This window comes from Cellulophaga omnivescoria, from assembly GCF_001999725.1.
Classification (GTDB): Bacteria; Bacteroidota; Bacteroidia; order Flavobacteriales; family Flavobacteriaceae; genus Cellulophaga; species Cellulophaga omnivescoria.
In genome coordinates, this window is the sequence record NZ_MDDP01000004.1 from 188,003 (window position 1) to 209,450 (window position 21,448).

General features: G+C 32.4%; 18 protein-coding genes, 1 tRNA gene and 1 pseudogene. 8 read left to right on the forward strand and 12 right to left on the reverse strand.

Annotated elements, in window-relative coordinates:
- Positions 1-78: 78 nt before the first annotated feature.
- The 3 genes from BFJ87_RS03260 to BFJ87_RS03270 all read right to left on the reverse strand — a co-directional run bounded on the left by BFJ87_RS03260 (position 79) and on the right by BFJ87_RS03270 (position 2,752).
- Positions 79-1,272: a DegT/DnrJ/EryC1/StrS family aminotransferase gene (locus BFJ87_RS03260; protein ID WP_077399859.1), complete on the reverse strand. Its 1,194-nt coding sequence runs from the start codon at positions 1,270-1,272 to the stop codon at positions 79-81.
- Between the two features lie 79 nt (positions 1,273-1,351).
- Positions 1,352-1,984 (reverse strand): nitroreductase family protein, encoded by a 633-nt coding sequence (locus tag BFJ87_RS03265; RefSeq protein ID WP_077399862.1) that lies wholly within the window; start codon positions 1,982-1,984, stop codon positions 1,352-1,354.
- Positions 1,985-1,999: 15 nt separating this feature from the next.
- Positions 2,000-2,752 carry a sulfite exporter TauE/SafE family protein gene (locus BFJ87_RS03270; protein ID WP_077399864.1) on the reverse strand — a complete coding sequence of 251 codons (753 nt, stop codon included), beginning with the start codon at positions 2,750-2,752 and terminating at the stop codon, positions 2,000-2,002.
- Positions 2,753-3,012: 260 nt separating this feature from the next.
- On the opposite strand from BFJ87_RS03270, the gene BFJ87_RS03275 reads away from it, so the two are divergent.
- The 7 genes from BFJ87_RS03275 (at position 3,013) to BFJ87_RS03305 (ending at position 10,030) form a co-directional block, all read left to right on the forward strand.
- On the forward strand, positions 3,013-3,336 hold the full coding sequence (locus tag BFJ87_RS03275) for a hypothetical protein (protein WP_077399867.1): 324 nt from the start codon (positions 3,013-3,015) through the stop codon (positions 3,334-3,336).
- 174 nt (positions 3,337-3,510) lie between these two features.
- Entirely contained in the window at positions 3,511-5,865 is a 2,355-nt protein-coding gene (locus BFJ87_RS03280) for a TonB-dependent receptor (protein WP_077400107.1), read from the forward strand.
- A gap of 33 nt (positions 5,866-5,898) precedes the next feature.
- The gene (locus BFJ87_RS03285) at positions 5,899-6,687 is read left to right on the forward strand and encodes a DUF4625 domain-containing protein (RefSeq protein WP_077399870.1); all 789 of its coding nucleotides are present in this window, start codon (positions 5,899-5,901) and stop codon (positions 6,685-6,687) included.
- Between the two features lie 53 nt (positions 6,688-6,740).
- On the forward strand, positions 6,741-7,220 hold the full coding sequence (locus BFJ87_RS03290) for a DUF4625 domain-containing protein (RefSeq protein WP_075695661.1): 480 nt from the start codon (positions 6,741-6,743) through the stop codon (positions 7,218-7,220).
- A gap of 94 nt (positions 7,221-7,314) precedes the next feature.
- Positions 7,315-7,695: a Fur family transcriptional regulator gene (locus BFJ87_RS03295; protein WP_077399873.1), complete on the forward strand. Its 381-nt coding sequence runs from the start codon at positions 7,315-7,317 to the stop codon at positions 7,693-7,695.
- A 447-nt stretch (positions 7,696-8,142) separates the two neighbouring features.
- Complete coding sequence (locus BFJ87_RS03300) at positions 8,143-9,228, forward strand: Fic family protein (protein ID WP_077399876.1); 1,086 nt, start codon at positions 8,143-8,145, stop codon at positions 9,226-9,228.
- Positions 9,229-9,268: 40 nt separating this feature from the next.
- The gene (locus BFJ87_RS03305; protein ID WP_077399879.1) at positions 9,269-10,030 is read left to right on the forward strand and encodes an RDD family protein; all 762 of its coding nucleotides are present in this window, start codon (positions 9,269-9,271) and stop codon (positions 10,028-10,030) included.
- Between the two features lie 228 nt (positions 10,031-10,258).
- Here BFJ87_RS03305 and BFJ87_RS03310 read toward each other — a convergent pair.
- The 4 genes and pseudogenes from BFJ87_RS03310 to BFJ87_RS03325 all read right to left on the reverse strand — a co-directional run.
- A tRNA-Ser gene (locus tag BFJ87_RS03310) sits at positions 10,259-10,343 on the reverse strand.
- Positions 10,344-10,497: 154 nt separating this feature from the next.
- Positions 10,498-10,956 (reverse strand): RNA methyltransferase, encoded by a 459-nt coding sequence (locus tag BFJ87_RS03315; RefSeq protein WP_077399882.1) that lies wholly within the window; start codon positions 10,954-10,956, stop codon positions 10,498-10,500.
- Positions 10,953-12,488 (reverse strand): Fic family protein, encoded by a 1,536-nt coding sequence (locus BFJ87_RS03320; protein ID WP_077399885.1) that lies wholly within the window; start codon positions 12,486-12,488, stop codon positions 10,953-10,955. Before BFJ87_RS03320 ends, BFJ87_RS03315 begins: the two co-directional genes overlap by 4 nt.
- Before the next feature lie 141 nt (positions 12,489-12,629).
- Positions 12,630-12,752 (reverse strand): annotated as a pseudogene (locus BFJ87_RS03325) (RNA methyltransferase); the annotation flags it as partial.
- A 128-nt stretch (positions 12,753-12,880) separates the two neighbouring features.
- Between BFJ87_RS03325 and BFJ87_RS03330 the strand changes: the two are divergent.
- Positions 12,881-13,930, forward strand: coding sequence for a polysaccharide lyase family 7 protein (locus BFJ87_RS03330; protein WP_077399888.1), 1,050 nt, complete (start codon positions 12,881-12,883; stop codon positions 13,928-13,930).
- 23 nt (positions 13,931-13,953) lie between these two features.
- On the opposite strand, the gene BFJ87_RS03335 is transcribed toward BFJ87_RS03330, so the two are convergent.
- The 5 genes from BFJ87_RS03335 to BFJ87_RS03355 all read right to left on the reverse strand — a co-directional run bounded on the left by BFJ87_RS03335 (position 13,954) and on the right by BFJ87_RS03355 (position 21,392).
- Positions 13,954-16,857, reverse strand: a complete 2,904-nt coding sequence (locus BFJ87_RS03335; RefSeq protein WP_077399891.1) for a type I restriction endonuclease subunit R — start codon at positions 16,855-16,857, stop codon at positions 13,954-13,956.
- Positions 16,854-17,141, reverse strand: coding sequence for a GIY-YIG nuclease family protein (locus tag BFJ87_RS03340; RefSeq protein WP_077399894.1), 288 nt, complete (start codon positions 17,139-17,141; stop codon positions 16,854-16,856). Before BFJ87_RS03340 ends, BFJ87_RS03335 begins: the two co-directional genes overlap by 4 nt.
- A gap of 222 nt (positions 17,142-17,363) precedes the next feature.
- Positions 17,364-18,692 carry a restriction endonuclease subunit S gene (locus BFJ87_RS03345; RefSeq protein WP_171974460.1) on the reverse strand — a complete coding sequence of 443 codons (1,329 nt, stop codon included), beginning with the start codon at positions 18,690-18,692 and terminating at the stop codon, positions 17,364-17,366.
- Positions 18,693-18,751: 59 nt separating this feature from the next.
- Positions 18,752-20,323 (reverse strand): type I restriction-modification system subunit M, encoded by a 1,572-nt coding sequence (locus BFJ87_RS03350; protein ID WP_077399900.1) that lies wholly within the window; start codon positions 20,321-20,323, stop codon positions 18,752-18,754.
- Positions 20,324-20,450: 127 nt separating this feature from the next.
- On the reverse strand, positions 20,451-21,392 hold the full coding sequence (locus BFJ87_RS03355) for a phospholipase D family protein (protein WP_077399903.1): 942 nt from the start codon (positions 21,390-21,392) through the stop codon (positions 20,451-20,453).
- Positions 21,393-21,448 lie beyond the last annotated feature (56 nt).

Genomic DNA, 21,448 nt, shown 5'->3' on the forward strand with positions numbered 1-21,448 from the left:
AGCTAAACCACTACAAATAAAAAATCCCTTAAAACTCAGTTTTAAGGGATTTTTCTATTTCTAATAATCTGTAATAAATTATAATACAGATTTTATAGCTTTAACCATATTAGCAGCTCTTTGCTCCACCTCTTCTTCGGTCCATCCTAATTTAACCAAACAAGAAATTGTTCTACTTATCCAATGGTCAGATTTAGAAAAGTCTGACTTGCTATAGTCTGGCAATTGCTCCTTAACCTCATTTGGTAATTTACCTAACGAAGTTAAATTAGTTAAGTGAGACCATTTTTTGTAATAATGCCAATTATTAGCGTACCAGTATAAACAAGCATCAACACTATGTTCACCTAAAGCTTTGTGTGCTTTTCTTGTCAGTTCTTCAGTTGGTAAAAATATAGATAAAAATGAATAATTTTCTTCACCACCTTCTGGTACTGCTCTAAAAGTTACTTCTGGTATTGTAGACAATGCATTGCGTAAAATAGTATACGTTTTTTTCTGTATTGCAATAAACTCATCTAATCTTTGCACCTGAGCTACACCAACAGCAGCGTGTAATTCTGATATTCTGTAGTTGTATCCTAAAAACGGATGATCTTCCGCTCCCCTATCTTTTCCAATATGGTCATGACCATGATCTGAATAATGATCTGCGTTTTTATAATATTTTTCATTGTTAGTAATTACGGCACCACCTTCTCCGCAAGTTATGGTTTTAACGTAATCAAAAGAAAAACAACCTAAATCTCCATAACTACCTAAAGGTTTACCTTCATACGTACCACCAATTGCTTGGCAAGCATCTTCTAAAAGTAATAAGTTATGTTTATCACAAATAGCTTTTAAAGCCTTTAAGTTTGCCATAGACCCACACATATGCACAGGCATAACTACCTTTGTTTTTGGTGTAATTGCTTCTTCAACTGCTTCTGGATCTAGTGTTAACGTATCATCTACATCAACCAAAATAGGAACAGCACCTAAAGCTAAAATAGACTCAAAACTAGCAACAAATGTAAAGGTTGGCATAATAACTTCATCACCAGCACCTATACCTGCACTAGCCAACGCAACAGTTAAAGCTGCTGTACCACTACTAACTAATTGTGCGTAACCTACTTCCATTCTTTTTGTTAAGGCTTCTTCTAGTTCTAATGCCTTCCACTGATCACCACGCATACCGTCAAAACCATAACGCATTAAAACACCTGAGTCTAGTACCTTTTGTACTTCTGCTCTTTCCTTATCTCCAAAAAATTCAAATCCTGGCATATTGTATATTTTTCTTGTTTTTTATTTTTACTAATGCTATTAAAACAATAGCTTTAATTGATTTGTAAAGTTAGTAATTTTAGGCAATTTCTATTACACAATCTACGGTCTCTTTACGTACTTTTTTAAAGGTTGCAAACACATCGTCATCTGCTCTTATACCTATTGGCATAGTTAATACAGATGCTAAGTTTAATTTTTGTAATCCTAAAAGTTTATCATACTCGGCAGGAATAAAACCTTCCATTGGGCAAGCATCTATTTCTGTAGCTGCACAAACGGTTAATAAATTACCTAAAATAAGATATGCCTGGTTGGTTGCCCATTGCGCAACTTCTTCATCTGTTTTTTTACTAAAACTACTAGTTAATTGTTGCTTAAACGGGTCTAAAATATCATTACTAGTACCCCTAACCTGTTGTACACGGTTAAAATAATTTGCTATGTAGTCTGCATCTATAGTATTTTCTCTACACAATACAAGCACATGAGAGGCCTGTACAACTTGTTGCTGATTGTATGAACTAGCGGCAAGCTGTTGCTGTAATACTTTATTTTTAATTACTACCATTTTAATAGGCTGTAAACCGTAAGATGTTGCTGTTAAATTAAAAGCCTCTTTAATTGCTTCTATTTTAGCATCTGGTAGTATAATATTTTCATTAAACTTTTTAACAGCATAGCGCCATTCTAACTTTTTTATAATCTCCATTTTTCATCTATTGCATTAAAAAAACCAAAGCTTAACAGCCATAACAATAATCATTAGCATTAAAAACTTTTTTATAAATCCATCTCCTCTAGCTACAGAAACTCTACTAGCAACCCAAGCACCAGAGCCGTTACCAATTGCTAAAACCAGACCTATTTCCCAAATAATTTTATCATGATAAATAAAAACGGTTAAAGCTGCTAACGTATAAATTAATACAACAGCCACTTTTGTTGCATTTGCCCGAACTAAGGACATATGGTTGGCATAGTGTAAAAATAAAATAATGATAAAGCCTAAACCAGCGTTTATAAAACCACCATAAACACCAAAAAAGAAAAAAGCTATTATCCCAATCCATAAATATTTACCAGTTATACGTTCTTGTATGTCTTCTGCTTTTAATTTTGGTTTAAATATTATAATTAACAATACAGCTATCATTACCACAGCTAGTATTTTATTAAACGTTGCTCCACTTACTTCTACAGCTATATTTGCCCCTACTAAAGAGCCTAATAAAGCAGAAATTCCCAAATAAATATTAAACGGAAATGTGCTAACACCTTTACTTTTAAATCCTGCTACACCTAACATAGATTGTATTGCTATAGCCACTCTGTTGGTACCATTGGCCACAGTTGGCGGAATACCAAAAAAGATTAAAAGCGCTAATGACAGCAGTGAACCACCGCCTGCTACTGTATTTATAAAACCTACTATAAAGCCTACTGCTATTAATAACAGGTAATGATACCATTGATCCATAGCGTGCAAAAATACGGTTTTATGCTCTTTTTAAATATTTTTTAATGAATTAGTGTTTGTATTTCATCTTTACAAATTAAAATGTAATCATTTATAAAAAATAATGCTTGTAATTTGGCACTTTGCTACCTACTCATATATCATTAATTATTTACAGATATATTATTGCACTTTTGTTGCATTAACATAAAATAATAATATATTTGCACATTAATTAACAGAACTAAGTTGCAGTAACCTAACAACTGTAACGGCTATTAATGAAAATATATCAGTTTAAAAATAGTATTACCCATATATTGCTTGCATTTTTTATTGTTATAAAAATTGCAGGACTACATTCTTTATCTCATATTAATGAGCATACTGTAGATGGTGACCATCATGAATGTACTATTTGTGATTATATAAATACCCACAACACTATACCGGTTGTACCTACACAAGAAGCATATATTAAAACCTGTATTACAACTTACAATACTGTAAAAAAGATACAAATAAGCTATAACAATACGTATTTTAAAACAGAAAGTAACACACAACTATTCTCCCGGCCTCCTCCTCTTTTTATCTTGGCATAAACCTTAATTGTTTAACATTTGGGTATAATATAAATCAAATTATATACAGAATTGATTCTACATTATTTGTCTTAATACCAAACAACTACAAAACAAGTGTATACCGTTATTGCCTAAAACATTTATACACTTCACATTATTAAAATTATATAACAGCTAATTATGCTTTATAAAATGCTGAGTATATGCTTATTTTTTTGCGCATACTCTACTGCCTACGCACAAAATTCTTATGAAATTAAAGGAATTGTACTAGATGCCAACACTTTACAACCTATAGAGGGTGCTAATATTATTGGAGATCACCTATTTGCAGTTTCTTCTTCTAAAGGTGAATTTACCATAGAAGATAATAAAAAACAAACTAGTTCTTTTACAGTATCTCACGTGGGTTACACCACAAATGAGTTTATTGTTACCCCTAAAAATACACCCGAACGCATTAAAATTTACTTAAAAGAAACTTCTACTGTTTTAAACGAAGTTAAAGTTGTTGGTACTTACCATAATAAAGACAAAGAAACACCTATGGTTACTAAAACGGTTACTAAAAAGTTTCTTAACAATAACAGAGAAAACAGCTTAATGCAAACATTAAGCAAAATACCTGGCATAAGCACCATTAATATTGGCTCTGGGCAAAGCAAACCTGTTATAAGAGGTCTTGGTTTTAATAGAGTTGCGGTTGTACAAAACGGAATAAAACATGAAGCACAACAATGGGGCAATGATCACGGACTAGAGATAGACCAACAAGGAATTGAAAATATACAAATTATAAAAGGTCCGGCTTCATTACTTTTTGGGTCAGATGCTATTGCTGGTGTGGTTCATATTCAACCAAATAAAGTGCGGTTACAAAATTCTTTTAATGGCGAAGTAAATATTCTTGGAGAAAGTAATAACGATTTGTTAGGAATTTCTGTTGGCTTAACGTCTAGAAAAGAAAAATGGTTTTACCGTACTAGATTAACTTATAGAGATTATGCAGATTATAAAGTACCTACAACTAAAATTAACTATGAAAATTACGTTTTTGAGCTTCACAATAATAATTTAAGAAACACTGCCGGCAGAGAAGCTAATGCTAGTGTTAGTATTGGTTACGTAAACAATAACATAAAAACGGAAACACTATTTAGTAATGTAAATGCTAAAAACGGATTTTTTGCAAATGCACATGGCTTAGAAGTTAGAACGTCTCAAATAGATTATGATGCCTATAACAGAGATATAGATCTTCCGTACCATAATGTAAATCATTTTAAAATTAGCAATAATACTACTGTAAACACCGGTAATCACATATTTCATTTTGATTTTGGTTTTCAAAATAATAAAAGAGAAGAACACTCAGAGCCTATACCACATGGGTATATGCCCAAGCCACCAAATACTAAAGAACGCGTTTTTACTAAAAATACCTACTCTTTAAATGCTAGAGATGCATTTAACATTAACAACAAGCATAATGTTGTTGTGGGTGTAAATGTAGAGCATCAAAAAAATACTATTGGTGGTTGGGGATTTTTAATTCCTGAATATAGCCGTTTTACTGCTGGTGCTTTTGGATACAATCAATATAAAATAAATGAAAACTGGCACATTTTAGCTGGTGCTAGGTATGATTATGGTTTGCTAAAGACTAGTGCTTACAACGATTGGTTTAGGTCTACTGTAAAAAATGATGACGATACCACTTCTCAAATATACTTGCAAAGAGCTAAAAACAAAACACTAGATTTTAAAAATATAAGTGCCTCATTTGGTGTTAGTCACACTAAAAACAACACAACATACAAAGTAAATTTAGGTAAAAGTTTTAGAATGCCACTTGCTAACGAGTTGGCTTCAGACGGAGTAAATTACCATATGTATAGGTTTGAGAAAGGAAATTTAGACCTAAAACCAGAGGTTGCTTATCAACTAGATCTAGAAATAAATCACACTAAAAAACAGTTTAGTTTAAGCGTTAGCCCCTTTCTTAATTTATTTGAGAACTATATATACCTAAATCCTACCTCTAATTATTTTGAGACCTTACAAATTTATGAATACACACAAAGTAAAGTTTTTAGAGTTGGTGGCGAACTTAGTGCTAGTACTACTGTTATTAAAAACCTAGAGCTGGCTGCGTCTGCAGAATATGTGTACTCTAGACAAACAAGCGGATTAAAAAAGGATTTTACACTCCCGTTTTCTCCTCCATTATCTGGACTCTTTTCTGCGAGCTATAAAATTAAAAATTTTTCAATTTTTAAATCACCTGCAATTAACGCGGACTATAGAATTACCGAAGCACAAGAAGATATTGTACCACCAGAACAAACAACAGACGGTTACAATGTGTTACACATATCCTTTACTTCAAAATTAAACATCTTTAAAAATAGTGCTCCAATAGATTTTAGACTAAAACTAAACAATGTACTAAATACTACATATTACAACCACACTAGTTTTTATAGGCTAATAGACGTTCCTGAAGCTGGTAGAAACATTTCGGTGTCGGTAACAATACCCTTTTAAATATATAAATAATAACTATTAAAATTAAAAACAATGAGAACAAACATTAAAATGTCTAACTTTAAATTTTTAGCAATTGTTGCTTTTCTAGGACTCTTTTTACAATCATGTAGTAGTGATGATGACAGTAACTCTTTAAACGCGCCAATTATTACTGATTTTGAATATGGTGAAGGCAATGACCATTCTACAGAACAGTATGTGTATAAAGGATCTGACATTCATTTAGAAGCAAAAATAGATGCAGAAGCAATTGTTAAAAGCATTTCGCTTAGTATACATGCGCATGACTTAGAAATAGGTGAAGATGAAGTTGACTGGGATTTTGAAAAAGTATATACAGATGAAAAATACCTAGCAATAAACCCAACTTTTCATGAACATGTAGATGTACCTACAAACATACCTGCAGGTGAATACCATATAGAACTGGTAGTTACAGATGAAGAAGGAAACAGCACAGAAATTGAAGGCCATATAGATGTTAAAGACCCTATTACTTTAGGTGAAATGTCTATTGATGCAAGCGTTGCTAGAGGAAACGATTTTCATACAGAGTTTATGATTAATGCTGTTAACGGCATACATTCAGTATCTGTAGACGTGCACGCACACGGACTTACGCTAAAGGATGGAGAAGAAGAATGGGATTTTGAAAAAGAATATTTAGAAAAATACCATGAAAAAACTGAAGTTGAATTTCATGAACATATTGATGTGCCTGCAACTGCACCAGCTGGCGAATACCACATTACTTTTATAATTGAAGATGAAGAAGGTATTACCAAAGAATATGAAACACATATAGATATTACAGAATAACAAAAAACACCGCATAGTGTATACTGCACTATGCGGTAATAAAATACTTAGAAATGAAAATTAAATTAAAATATTTCTTCTTTTTACCATTATTAGCTATTATTTCTTCTTGCTCTAGTGATGACAGCAATGATAAAGATGAAGAAAAACCAACAATTAGTATTAATTACACTCAAGGTTTTCCGCAACCGTGTGTGCAGTTAGTAAAAGGAGAAACCTATAGTTTTAGAGCACAGGTTACAGATAACAAAGCATTGGCTTCTTATAGTTTAGATTTACACCATAATTTTGATCATCACACCCATGATGACCAAGAAGGCGAGTGTGATTTATTCCCTGTTAAACAAGCTGCAAACCCTTTTATTTATATGGAAAACTTTACGGTTCCAGAAGGTGCTACCAATTATGAAATAAACGTAAGTTTAACAATTCCTAATGATATTGATACTGGTGATTACCATTGTGCTTACTCTGTAACAGACAAAACAGGATGGCAGTCTAGAACATCTATAGACATAAAAATAGTAGATTAATACATACAGCAAATTAGTATACTATAAGCTGTTAATTTAGTTAAATATAAGCGGTTTTCTTTTTTTTGCATTCGTGTTGCATTATTTTTGTAATATGGGAGTGATAAGACAAACAAAATCGGTTAAAATTTTACATAATGAATTTGATAAAAGTTCAGAGGCAATTTCTGTAACTGCTTTAATAGAACGTTTTAGCTCTAAAATGAACAAAACCACTATTTATCGTGTTTTAGACAAGCTTGAAGACGATGGATACTTGCATTCTTTTTTAGGTAAAAACGGCCATAAATGGTATGCAAAATGCAACGGCTGTTCATCTAGCAATCATACAGATGCGCACCCGCATTTTCAATGTTCTAACTGTGGCAAGGTAGATTGCCTTCCTGCAGATGTTGTAATACCTAAAATTCCTAACAGAATTGTAGATGTTTCACAAGTACTTTTACAAGGTAAGTGTGAGCAATGCCATACATAAAATCACAAAACATAATTTATAATTCTAAAAAAGAGGTAATTGTCATTATCTCTTTTTTTGTTTTCATAAGTAGGTAGTAAATAAAACAATGTTACTTATTCAAATGGTACAACTCATATTAATTTTACTTCTGTTTTCTTAAAAGTTGATTATGATACTGCACAAAATGTGATTGAGTACAGAACGTTTTTGAATAATTTTTTTTGTGTTAATTATGTTTAATGAAATAAAAGAACTATTATGAAAAAAGTTTTATTTAAAACCCTTTAGGGCTTAATCTTTATAGCATTTAGCGTTGGCATTATGTGGCTACTTATATTTGCTTTTTTATTTTATTCTCATCTATTTAATGAGAGTTATAATTACCTTTATTATTTAAACAAAGGTAATTTTTTGGTATATTTACCCTCGTTAAGACAACGCAAGTAATATTTACCCTTGTTTAAAATGGCGAAATTTAAAAAAAATATACCTTATAACAGTCTACCGCTATTACCACCTAAAACAACTTTAGAAACCACTAAAGTGTTACGCAAGACCATTGATGCCAGTAGAGCATTAGCACAACTTAATGGTATGCTTACCAATTTACCAAACCCAACATTGTTTTTAGATACTATTCATTTACAAGAGGCCAAAGCAAGTTCTGAAATAGAAAACATAATAACTACTAATGATGATTTGTATAAATCTTTAGTAGCAGATAAAAAATTTGATAATCCAGCTACTAAAGAAGTTATTAGTTACAAAGAAGCTCTTTGGAATGGTTTACAAGAGATAGATAAACGTCCATTTATATCTACTAATTTATGTGTGCAAATTGTACAAAGCATCAAAAAGAATACCGCAGGTATTAGAACAACACCAGGGACTGCTTTAAAAAATGCAAATGGCGAAACTATTTACACACCACCAACAGGTGAAGCTGTGATAAGAGAAAAGATGGCTAACCTTGAAACCTTTATAAATGGTGAAGATGCTGTAGACCCATTAATTAAAATGGCATTAATGCACTATCAATTTGAAGCGATACATCCTTTTAGTGATGGTAATGGTAGAACAGGACGTATTTTGTTATTACTTTATTTAAAACTTGAAAAATTATTAGATACTCCAGCTATCTATTTAAGTGAATATATCATTAAAAATAAGGCTGATTACTATACTAAATTACGTGAAGTAACCGAAAATAATGATTGGGAAGGCTGGATACTCTATATGCTTGAAATGGTAGAATATACTGCAAACAAAGGATTGCAACGTTTAAAAGATGTTACCGATTTAATGGAACAAATGACCGATGAAATTAGAGAGACTTTACCTAAAGTATATACTAAAGAATTGGTTGAAATACTATTTAGATTACCTTATACGAAACGACAGTTTTTAATTGATGCCAAATTAGGTACACCAAAAACAGTTGGTAATTATTTAATGGAATTAGAAAAAACTGGGTTTCTAATTTCCGAAAAAGTTGGTAAAGAAAAACTATATCTCAATCACAGATTAATGACTGTGTTAGAAGCATCCTAATTTACTTGCAAACCCAATCATAAATAATAACCACCAACCGATGAATCAAAATTTAGAAAACACGTATAATTTATCTAGTAGAAAAAGAAGAATAGTTGCATTTGCTATTGATCACTGTTTATTCATATTTTTAATTGTAAGTATTGTTTTTTTATCACTTGGGTCGGATTTTATAAACGAAACCAATTTTAGTAACATTTTGTCTAAAATGCTACCATCTATGGTTATTGGCTTATTAATTTACTTTTCAAAAGATACTAAAAAAGGTATTAGTCCTGGTAAATGGATTATGGGAATTATGGTTCGTGATGAAAATGACCCCTCTGAGGTTCCTTCTTTTGGAAGGTTATTAACTAGAAACTTATTTTTAATTATATGGCCTGTAGAATTTATAGTTCTTGCTACCAATCAAAATAAAAAAAGATTAGGAGATAAAACAGCAAAAGCAATTGTAGTTAAAAACCCTAACAAACCAGTAAAACTACCAAGAATAATAGCATTAGTAGCAACAGGATTTACCTTTTTTATATTTATATTTTTCTTTGTTGGCTCTGTAATGAAAAACTCTGACGCTTATAAGGTTGCTATTATTGAAATTGAAAAAAATGAAGAAATACAATCTGAAACCGGAGGTATAAAAGACTATGGTATGATGCCAACAGGAAGCATTAATATGACTAACGGTTATGGTGAGGCTATACTAGGAATAAAAGTAATTGGCAATGATAAAGATGTTAATGTAGATGTTTACCTCACAAAAGAGAGCAATGGCGAATGGGAACTAATTGAGCTTAGTAAATAATAAAAAAAAACACTCTATACCTCTTACGGCATTTTGCAAATGCCTAAATCTTAAAATCTTAATTAACAAGGATTCACTGCGTGCATCCCAGGTAAGTATCCCGAGCAAGCATAAAACCTTAACAAACTACGTTTGTAGATTTTTGTTTTTTAAACTACTTATGAAAATAAATTTTCAGCGTAGTTGTAAAAAACAAAAACCCGTAACTTTCGTTACGGGTTTCTTTTGCGGAGAAAGAGGGATTCGAACCCCCGGAGGTGTGACCCTCAACAGTTTTCAAGACTGCCGCATTCGACCACTCTGCCATTTCTCCAAGTGTCTCATAAGGTATTCCCTTAATGCGGGTGCAAATATAAGAACCTTTTTTTATTCTATAAAACTATTTTATGCTTTTTTCTGTATTTTTTATTACTATAAACTATAACTCTTTGTTTCTTAAAAATTTAGACCTTAAAAAAAATCACAAATTAACTTCTTGGTTTATTAAGTTGCCTATCATATAAAACAATACTGCCTGCTACTGCTACATTTAAACTTAAGGTAGACTTAAATTTTACTAAAAAGTGCGACTCCTCTATGGCTTCTTTGCTTAAACCGTGATCTTCTGCTCCTAGTAAATACACACAGCGTCTAGGATGCTCAAAGGTTTCTAAATCTACCGCAGTATCATCTAGCTCCACTCCTACTATTCTGGTGCCTACAGGAATGTTATTTTTAAAATCATTAAATGTATTGTAGTGGTAATATGGTATAGATTTTACAGCATTGTGTGTATCACAAGCTTGTTTAGCATATCTGTTGCCAATAGTAAAAATAAAACTAGCTCCTAAGTTTTGTGCTGTACGCCATAAAACACCCAAATTCTCTGGCGTTTTACCGTTTTGTATGCCTATACCAAAGTATTCATTCACAAAATTATCATTCATATCGCAAAAATAACTTTATACTGTGCCTCTATAGCTTTAACTTCTTCTTTTTTTAATGCAGAAAATTCTTTTTCTAAAGCACGTTTAGATAATACGCCATTATTTTGTTCTAAAAACCTAACCAACAAAGCCACCATTTTATCTGGCATTTCAAATTCGTTATCTAGATATCTTTTAAAAGCATCATAACTTTGCAGATAATTTACTTCTTCCGGAATAACACGCTTTAACGTATCATCTACACAATCGTATAAAAATTCGGCTTGATTAGTGGCATCAAAATAACGATACAAGTCTATGGTATGGTTTAAAACTTCTACATTATTATCTTTTGTAACTTTCCATTTAATAATATCTAATAATGGATGTGAGTAACTTTCTAGTACTTTTCTATAATCATCAATATGGTCTAAAATTGATGCTGATACTGGAAAAATAACTCCTTGTTTTGTAAATTCTTTTTTAGCGAGTATATGATGTATTAAATATCTGTGCAAACGACCATTACCATCTTCAAAAGGATGTATAAACACAAATCCAAATGCTATAGATGCAGCTGCTAATACTGCATCATAAGTTGCATCTTGCATTAACACATTAGCGCTAACCAATCCTTTTAATAACAATGCTATATCTTGGTGTTTTGCTGATATATGTTCTGGTAGTGGCTCTCCAGAAATTCTATCATGTTCTCCAACAAAACCGCCTTCATCTCTTAACCCTAATTTTATAAATCTGGCATTTTCAATTACTATTTGCTGTAAACGCTCTAATTCTGCTACACTTAATGGTTTGTTACCAGCTTGCCCAATGGCTTTTCCCCAACGCATAGCTCTATTGGTTCCTGGATTTTCATTCTCTATAGTAAACGATGCTTTTGAGTCTTTTAAAAGTAAAAAGGAAGATGCACGTTGTAATACATCTTTATGGATACTATTTAAAAATGTGTTTTTTTTATCAGATAGATTGGCGTTAATATGTGTTTCTAATTTTTGGGTTTTAAAAATTAACGGACAAAAATCTACGGTTCCAGGAAGGTTGTTAATTACACGATGCCTTGCAGAGCGTGTCCCTTTTATAGCGTATTGCAATTTAGTATCTAACACGTTTACATAGTTGCCACTATTTAAATCTGGAAGATGTAATGTGGCTTCTAATAGCCATTCGTATAAAAACCATAGCCTACGTGTATATTGCCCTAAGTATTCAGATTTAATAATGCTTTCTATGTCTTGTTTAGGAACAGCGTGAAACAGTTTTTTTAACACCAATAAATTAACGCCTTCGTATTTTAAAGCAAATACTAATTGTTTATGAAGCGTGTCTTCTGGTTGATGTCTGGCTGTAAACACTTTCCAAGATGCTGTGCTGTATTTTCTGTTTTTAAAACTAATAAGCGCTAATTGGTTAGGCATAGGCACCTGCAAAGCATACGCTTGTATAATAGCGCCATAACCTACTAAAGTACCTTCTTCTGGTGCTTCTATTCCGTGAAAAGCCTTTATTTTAAGTGAATATTGCTTATTTTTCATAGGTTTTAGTGAAAAACATTTATTATCAAATATAAGTGAAAAACGCTTACAACTAATGAAAAATACTTATTTTTAAATTAAAATAGTTAAAAACACTTAATACCTTATGGTTTTATTTAAAGGAAATACAGGTTTTAAATTAATGGTAAAAATAAAACTAGCCCCTAAGTTTTGCGCTGTACGCCATAAAACACCTAAATTTTCTGGTGTTTTTCCGTTTTGTATGCCTATACCAAAGTATTCATTTACAAAATTATCATTCATACCGCAAAAATATTAAACTTTTGCTATTTTAAACAGCCATTTGGCTAGTTCTATAACTATTGCATAGTCAAATTACTTTTTTATAGTATATTACAACTTTAACATATTATTATATTATTATATTGTTTATGCACGGAAACAATTCTTTTACAAAACACCTAATTTTTAGGTGTATAGCAACACGCCTATGCGTTATTTTTAGTTCTTTATTTTTTGTTACTTCTTGTAGTTCTGGTGATGGTTCGTCCTCGGAGAAAATAGACCCTACAGAAGACACACAGGCTGAAGAACAAGATGTTAACCAAGGTAACAACACTAACAACAATGAAAATAGCAATGGTTTAAACGCCAATTTGCCGCCTTCTACAAATTTTAATTTAGCTACCTGGAATATTAGTATTCCTATAGATGAAGATAACAATAACAAAGCCGATACCGTTAAGGAAAACGAACTTAACAATGGGTTTACTAATGACAATTACTTTTATACCGCAGCAGATGGTGGTATGGTATTTAAATGTCCTATTGATGGCTTTAAAACTTCTGAAAACACCAAGTATACCAGAACAGAATTGCGAGAAATGCTACGCGCTGGCAATACTAATATAGACACACAAGGTGTTACTAAAAACAATTGGGTTTTTGGTAGCGCACCACAACAAGATATAACCAATGCTGGCGGTTATGATGGCGAATTACACGCAACATTAGCCGTAAATCACGTTACCACAACTGGTGATGATGACCAAGTAGGAAGAGTTATTATTGGCCAAATACACGCTAATGATGATGAGCCACTGCGTATTTACTACCGCAAACTACCTAATAACACTTTAGGGGGTATTTATATAGCACATGAAGAAAATGCTGCCAATGAAACGTTTTATGACCTTATTGGTAGTAGATCTAAAAGTGCAGCCAACCCAGAAGATGGTATTGCTTTAGATGAAAAATTTAGCTACAGTGTAAAAGTTACAGGCAATAATATGTGGGTTACCATTAACAGAGACGGCAAAGATGCTATTGAACAATTTGTAGATATGACCAACAGTGGTTACGATGTTGGCGGACAGTATATGTATTTTAAAGCTGGCGTGTACAACCAAAACAATAGCGGTACTGCCACAGATTATGTACAGGCCACTTTTTACAGCTTAGAGAGTGGGCATAGTAAGTAAGGAATTATTTTTCTCTATAATTTTTACCCTGTCATGCCATTAATAAAAACTTGTACAAATTCTTTCATTTTGTCTAAAATACGCTCTCCTATAGAACGTGCCTGTAATATACTTGGTCTATTATCTAAACATTTAAAAATATCATCTCGTAATGGTTCTCTACCGTTATAAGTATAACTCTCTATTAATGCTTTAAACTGTGCTTTGTCTAGCTTTTCATCCTCACATATTTTAGACAAAGCTACTACTTTTTCATCGTGCCAATAACGTTCAAATTCGTCTTGTATGTTATCTACATCACTAATATGTGGTAAGTTTTCTTCTATAAATTTTTCTATTAACTCTCGTTTACTGCGTAATTGTACATCTCCAGAAAGCATATCAATAATTGCTTTTTTCTGTGCTTTTGCATCATTAGATTTGGCATCTTTTAGTTTTACTAATAATTGTAAAATGTAAGCCACGTTTATCTCATCACGATGAATGAGTTCTAATTCAAAATCTATATCATTAAGAATTGAAGTTTTATCAACTTTACTTGCTTTTTTTACTTTATCGTTTAAACTCCAATATCTATCAACATATTCATTAAAAGTGTCTTCATCTATAGATAAATCATCCCAATTAAAATCTGTATAAGATTTTAATACATTTACAGCTCTTAACACACGCCTAAAAGCCTGAACAAAAGCTAATTCTTCATTTTCATCTTTTAACAACTCAATAGCTTCAAAAGTTGGTGTTACTTTAAATAAATGCTTTATAGCGTCATCTAATTTACTAGCAACAACATCATAATCTGGTAAAATAACATCTTCTATAGCTTCTTTGTTAGAAAACAACGTAATGGCATCGTCTGTTGCTCCTTTTAAGTTTCTGAAACATAAAATATTTCCTTGAGATTTTACATCTCCAATAATTCTGTTGGTTCTAGAAAAGGCTTGTATTAAACCGTGATATTGTAAATTTTTATCAACGTAAAGTGTATTTACCTTTTTAGCATCAAAACCTGTTAGCATCATGTTTACTACTATAACAATATCTAAACGGTCTTTATCTAAAGCAGTTGTTTTTTCACGTTCCTTTAAGCGTCTGGTTAAATCTGTAAAGTAACCATCAAACAATTTTTGGTCCTTAGTAGAGAAGGTTTGTGTAAACATTTGATTATAATCTTCAATGTACTCGTCTAGCTTTTCTCTAGTATGGTTTTCTTTCTTGTAAGCTGCATTAGGCTCAGCAGCGTAACGTCTTTTTTCTTTTTCCGTAGATGGCAACGAATCGTCTGCACCAACTCCATCCTCATTGGTTCCATAAGTAAATATGGTTGCAATACGTAAATCGTGATCGCCTGCTAGTTTTTTGCGTTTAAAAATATCGTAATACTTAATTAACGTATCAATATCGCTTACAGCAAATATGGCAGAGAATTTGCGACTAAACGTTTTAGTATCGTGATAAGCAATAATATAATCTGCAATTTTCTCTAAACGCTTTGGGTCTGCAAATACCTCTGGCTTATCTATTGCTGCAACATCAATATCTATAAACGTGTTGCTTTTTTGTTTGTATCTGCCAATATATTCTATTCCAAATTTTAATACATTATCGTCTCGTATGGCATCTGTAATCACATATTTATGCAAACATTCTCCAAATAAATCTTTGGTGGTACGTTTTCCTAAATCGTTTTTAGATGCATTTTTAGCAAAAATTGGTGTTCCTGTAAACCCAAAAAGCTGACTATTTTTAAAATATTCGGTTATTTTTTTGTGAGTATCTCCAAACTGACTGCGATGGCACTCATCAAAAATAAACACCACGCGTTTGTTTTCTAAATCTGTAAAACTCTTATTATAATTAGCTTTTGAAATAGCATTATTTAGCTTTTGAATAGTGGTTACTACCAATTTAGAGTCGTCTTTTAATTGCGCTACTAAGTTTTTTGTGTTTGTAGTACCACTTACGCTATCTTTTTTAAAGCTATTAAACTCCTTCATGGTTTGGTAGTCTAAATCTTTACGGTCTACCACAAAAACCACTTTATCTACATTTGGCAAATCCATAATAATTTGGCTTGCTTTAAAAGAGGTTAAAGTTTTACCAGAACCTGTAGTGTGCCAAATGTAACCGTTAGCTTTTACGGTGTCTGCTTTATCTGTTTGTTGTTTTGCTTTATTTACCAAAGCCTCTACAGCATAAAACTGATATGGACGTAACACCATTAGTACTTTATAGGTCTCGTTATACACCACATATTGGGCAATCATTTTACCTAAATGATTTGGGTTTAAAAACAGGTTTGTAAAACGTGTTAGGTCTTTTATGTTTTTATTATTTACATCGCTCCAGAAATACGATTGTTTTATAGATTGGTCTTTATTGTTTACAAAATACTGCGTTTCTAAATCGTTACTAATAACAAATAGTTGCACGTATTTAAACAAGCCATAGTTACTATCAAACGAATGACGTTGATAACGATTTACTTGATTAAAAGCCTCTTTTAACTCTAAACCTCTCCGTTTTAACTCTATTTGTACTAAAGGCAAACCGTTTACTAACAACGTAACATCGTAACGGTTTTTGTACGTACCTTGTTGGGTTATTTGGTTGGTTACTTGAAACAAATTATTGGTCCAATCCTCACTATTAAAAAAGCGTACATAAAAACTATCTCCGTTTTCTCTGGTAATATTGAAACGATCGCGTAAGGTTTTTGCTTTTTCAAACACGTTACCTTTTGCTAAGTGGTTTAAAATAGTAGTAAACTCTTTGGTAGAAAACACCGTGTTATTAAACGCTTCTAATTGCGTTTTTAAATTAGAAAGTAAAGCGTCTCCATCTGCAATAGTTACATTTTGGTAGCCTAAACCTACTAATTGTTTAATTAGGTTGTTTTCTAGTTGTGCTTCGGATTGTTTACTCATAACTCTTTAAATAAATCTAGCCACTCTGGGTTTACACCATCTATTAATACTATTTTTTTTGCTCTGCTACCTGCTTTTAATTGTTTTTCTCTTGCTATTGCATCTCCTATTTCTTGAAACACTTCATAATACACCAACTTGTTTAAGTTATAACGTGCAGAAAAAGACTTTTTATTGTGCTTTTCTTTATGTTGTGTAATACGTTGTACCAAATTAGATGTAACACCAACGTACAATGTGGTGTTGTTTTTATTGGTTATTATGTACACGTATCCTGGTTTCATATGTCATTGCGAGCGCAGCGCGGCAATCTGTTAATTATTAATTCTACTTCTTACGTCATTACCACTCCTTACTGCAATTGCGAAAGTAGTGAAGCAATCTGTTTCTTGTTACGTCATTGCGAGAGCCTGTTGCGAGGCACGAAGCAAACTCGAAGCAATCTGTTTAATATTAGCTCTACGCTTTATGAGATTGCCGCGCTTTGCTCGCAATGACGGTACGTTTTACACAAACATTTGCTGCAACAGCCCTTTTTTAAACGCTTGCATGTTGCTTATTTGCGTTTGTACGGCTTCTATTTTTTTATCTATAGCACTTAAATAATTGGCTATTTTTTGTTGTTCTTCGAAACAAGGGAAAGGTAATTTTATTTCTGAAAAATATTTGAAACTTATCATTTTACCATCTCTAATTCCTTCGAGTTTACTTTGTAATTGTCTTATGTATTTATCAGTTTTTAAATAACGCTTATAGAACTCTTTGTTTACTTTTTCTGAAGTAGGTCGAAGAATATTATAAGCAGGACTGCAAATACCATGATAATTTGAATATTCTATTCCTCCTTGAAAAGACCTTAAACTAATTATAAAATCTCCAACTTGAACCACCTTATAACTTGCAACACTTTTATCAGAAACTATCATATTGTAATCAATCAACTCTCTAGGAATTGCTCCTTGGTCTTGAGTAATCGCTAGTATTGGCAAATCTGAGTTGTGCTTTTTATCTGAAACACTTTTGAATAATACATTTGCATGAGGAAATTCCCAATCTGGGAATTGTGTTTGGTTTTCATTAGTGGCAGATTGCTTTGAGTTTGCTTCGTGAGATTGCTTCTCTCGTTCCTCGTTCGCAATGACGTCTGGTTTAAAGCGCAATTGTTGGCTAAACAATTGTTGCATTACGCCTTTTTTATACTGCTCTAGTGTTTCTTTTTTGGTGGTGAGTTGCTGTAGTTTGGTGTCTACTGCTGTTAAAAAATTGGCTATTTTTTGTTGTTCTGGGAGTTTGGGGAAACTAACTTTTGTTCTTCGCAATTCTTTGCCAGAAATCCCTTGTACTGTTGTTCCAATTGCTTTTCTATTTATTAGTTTTTGATAAATAGGAGCTAACATATAATGTAGTAAATATGTATTCTCTATACATTCTTTACCTCTTAATTTTATAACTCTTTGCGCTAAGGCAATATTAGGATTATCAACTTGAGCAATGTTTCCTAGAGGTGCTTCTGTAGTAAATAGAATATCTCCAACCTTTGGTAAACCTTTACTCATAACTTTAGAGTAATTTTTTATAGGAACATATTCTTTTGAATTTTTATAATCAATATAGCCTTTCTTTATATTCTTGGCAGTAACTAAAAAAATTCCTTCATCAGACTTTTCTGGACCTCTTCCTCTGTAATCAACATAAGAAGTAATATTATTCATTTTATCAAAATCCCATTCACCATTAAACTCTTTAAAGCGTAGTTTGGGTACTCTTGCGTGTGTCATTGCGAGGGACGAAGCAATCTGTTTATTATTATCGTTGGCATCATGAGATTGCTTCACTGCGTTCGCAATGACAGGTGTGTTCGCAATGACGTTTCCTTTGTTGTTCTGTGTTGCCATTAGAAAGGAGTTTCTATGTTTAACTGTTTACAAAAGTCGGCAATGGTGGCATCAGTCTTTGCTATGTCTTGCTCTAAGGCTTTTAGTTCTTGTGAAACCGCTTTTAAGTCTACAGGTTCTTCTTCTTCAAACGTATCTACATAACGTGGTATGTTTAGGTTGTAGTCGTTTTCTTTAACCTCGTCTAACGTGGCTACGTAACTGTATTTGTCTTTGGTTTCTCGGTTTCTGTAGGTTTCTACAATAGCATTAATATGCTGGTCTTGTAATACGTTTTGTGTTTTTACTTTCTCAAAATGTTGGCTGGCATCTATAAATAGTATGTTTTCTGGTTGCTCACGTTTCTTTTTAAGTACCAAAATACAGGTTGGTATACTTGTACCATAAAATATGTTTGCTGGTAAACCTATTACGGCGTCTAGGTAGTTTTTGTCTTCTATTAAAAACTTACGTATGTGTCCTTCGGCTGCGCCACGGAACAATACGCCATGTGGTAATACGCAAGCCATTGTACCATTATCGTCTAATTGGTGTACCATGTGTTGTACAAAGGCAAAATCTGCTTTAGATTTTGGTGCTAGTTTACCGTAGGCAGAAAACCTATCGTCGCTCATAAACAAAGGACTTGCGCTCCAGTTTGCCGAAAATGGTGGATTGGCAACTATGGCCTCAAAACGTTTGTCTATATGGTTTGGGCTTGGGTTTACTAAGGTGTCTTCGTTATAAATATCAAAACGTTTGTAGTGTACGTCATGCATTATCATATTCATACGGCACAAGTTATAGGTGGTTGGGTTACTTTCTTGACCGTAAAACTCGCCTACTTCCTTTACTTCTTTTGCAACACGTAATAATAACGAACCAGAACCACAAGTTGGGTCGTACACGCTTTTTAGTTTCTCTTTTCCTGTGGTTACTAATTGTGCTAATATTTTAGAGACTTGTTGAGGTGTGTAAAACTCACCTGCTTTTTTTCCTGCTCCACTTGCAAATTGCCCAATAAGATACTCGTAAGCATCTCCTAAAATATCACTATCTGAGTTTTCTAAATCGAAATCTATACCGTCTAAATGCGTTAGTACTTTTACTATCAGTTGGTTTTTAGCGTCTTCTGTTTTACCAAGTTTAGAACTTGTTAAATCTAAGTCTTCAAACAGGTTGCCAAAGTCTTCTTCGCTTTCGCTCCCCATTGTACTTTGCTCTATGCTAGTGAGCACGTTTGCTAAATCACCAAGAATAAAGTTGTTTTTGTTGCCAGAGTTACCACGTTTGGCTAGCTCGCTAAACAGTTCGCTTGGTTTAAGGAAATAGCCAAGTTTGTCTAATGCTTCATAACGAATGGCTTCTAATAATTCTTCGGCTTGCTCTTGACTTTCTACAGTATCGTAACTTAAACCGTCTGGCTCTAGAATTTCGTTAGCGTAGAGTTTCATTTTTCGACTTAAATATTTGTAGAATATAAAGCCTAATATATAGTCTCTAAAATCGTCTGCGTCCATATTACCACGTAGGTCGTTGGCAATATTCCACAGGGTTTGTTTTAGTACTTGTTGTTTTTGGTCTTCGGACATTTGGTAAAACTTAATTTGTTTTAATTTTTAAAGGTATCTAATTCAGCTAAAATTTTAAAACTAAACAGCACCAAATATGAGAAATAAATTTAGTGCTGTTTTACGCTTTTCCGTATAGCCAAATAGATTAAATATAAATTCTAGCTTTTTTCCAATTTTTTCTTAAAATTGGCTTAGCAAAACAGGTTTCACCGTTTGAAGGTTCGCCTGAGAAATGGCAATACTTTTCTTTAAAATTCTCATCTCCGTACTTATTCCACGTTACAAAAGCATTATAGCAAAACGGACGTTCTGGATTAAAAGGTATTTCTGAACCTGTTCTTATACAATAACCTTTTGTTTTTTTATTAGTTGCTGTATTTGTATTTTTAGGTGTAGGCTTAACTACTTTTACGTTTTTCTTAACTTTTTCTTGTCTTTTTTCTGATCTTGTTTTTAAATTAGGAACTACCTCGTTATCATCTAAGCTCCCTACATCTATATCTTGGTAAACAATACGCTTATAACCTCTTTTATTTGGGTCAAAAGATGAAAACAAGTCCAGTAATACTTCTGATCTTAAATAATTTTTACTTAGTCCTAACAAAGTAGTTTTAAAAACTGGTCTTTTTATGTAAATGCAATGAGCACTATTTTCTAAAAGCTCATAATGGTAATCTTCATGCTCTTGGTATAACTTATCTGTTAGCTTACTTTTAGTAAAGTAAACGCCATATTCTACATTATTTATAGCAGAGTAATCATACAAGTTCATTGAAGTTATAATACCCTCAGATTCATTTATATAACTTTTAGCATGGAGCTTTGGTTCGTAAATAATAGATACATTTGGAAAAGACTTAAAGTAATCTAAGTCTTCACTTTTCATACTTCGATAAAGATTGTCCTCATTTTTACCAAATAGAATTCTAAGATAAATATTTGGATTATTTTTTATTAAATTGAAACGTTCTTTATAATGATCATCTAACTTTATAAAAGGTGATGTTATTACTATAAACTTTTTGGCATTAGTTATTACATCATCAATAGCATTATTAAGGCTATCTTGGGTTAAAAAGGTACTCATTATAGGTTAATTATTAAATTTGGTTACATATTATATTAAAAAACTACTTGTTTTAG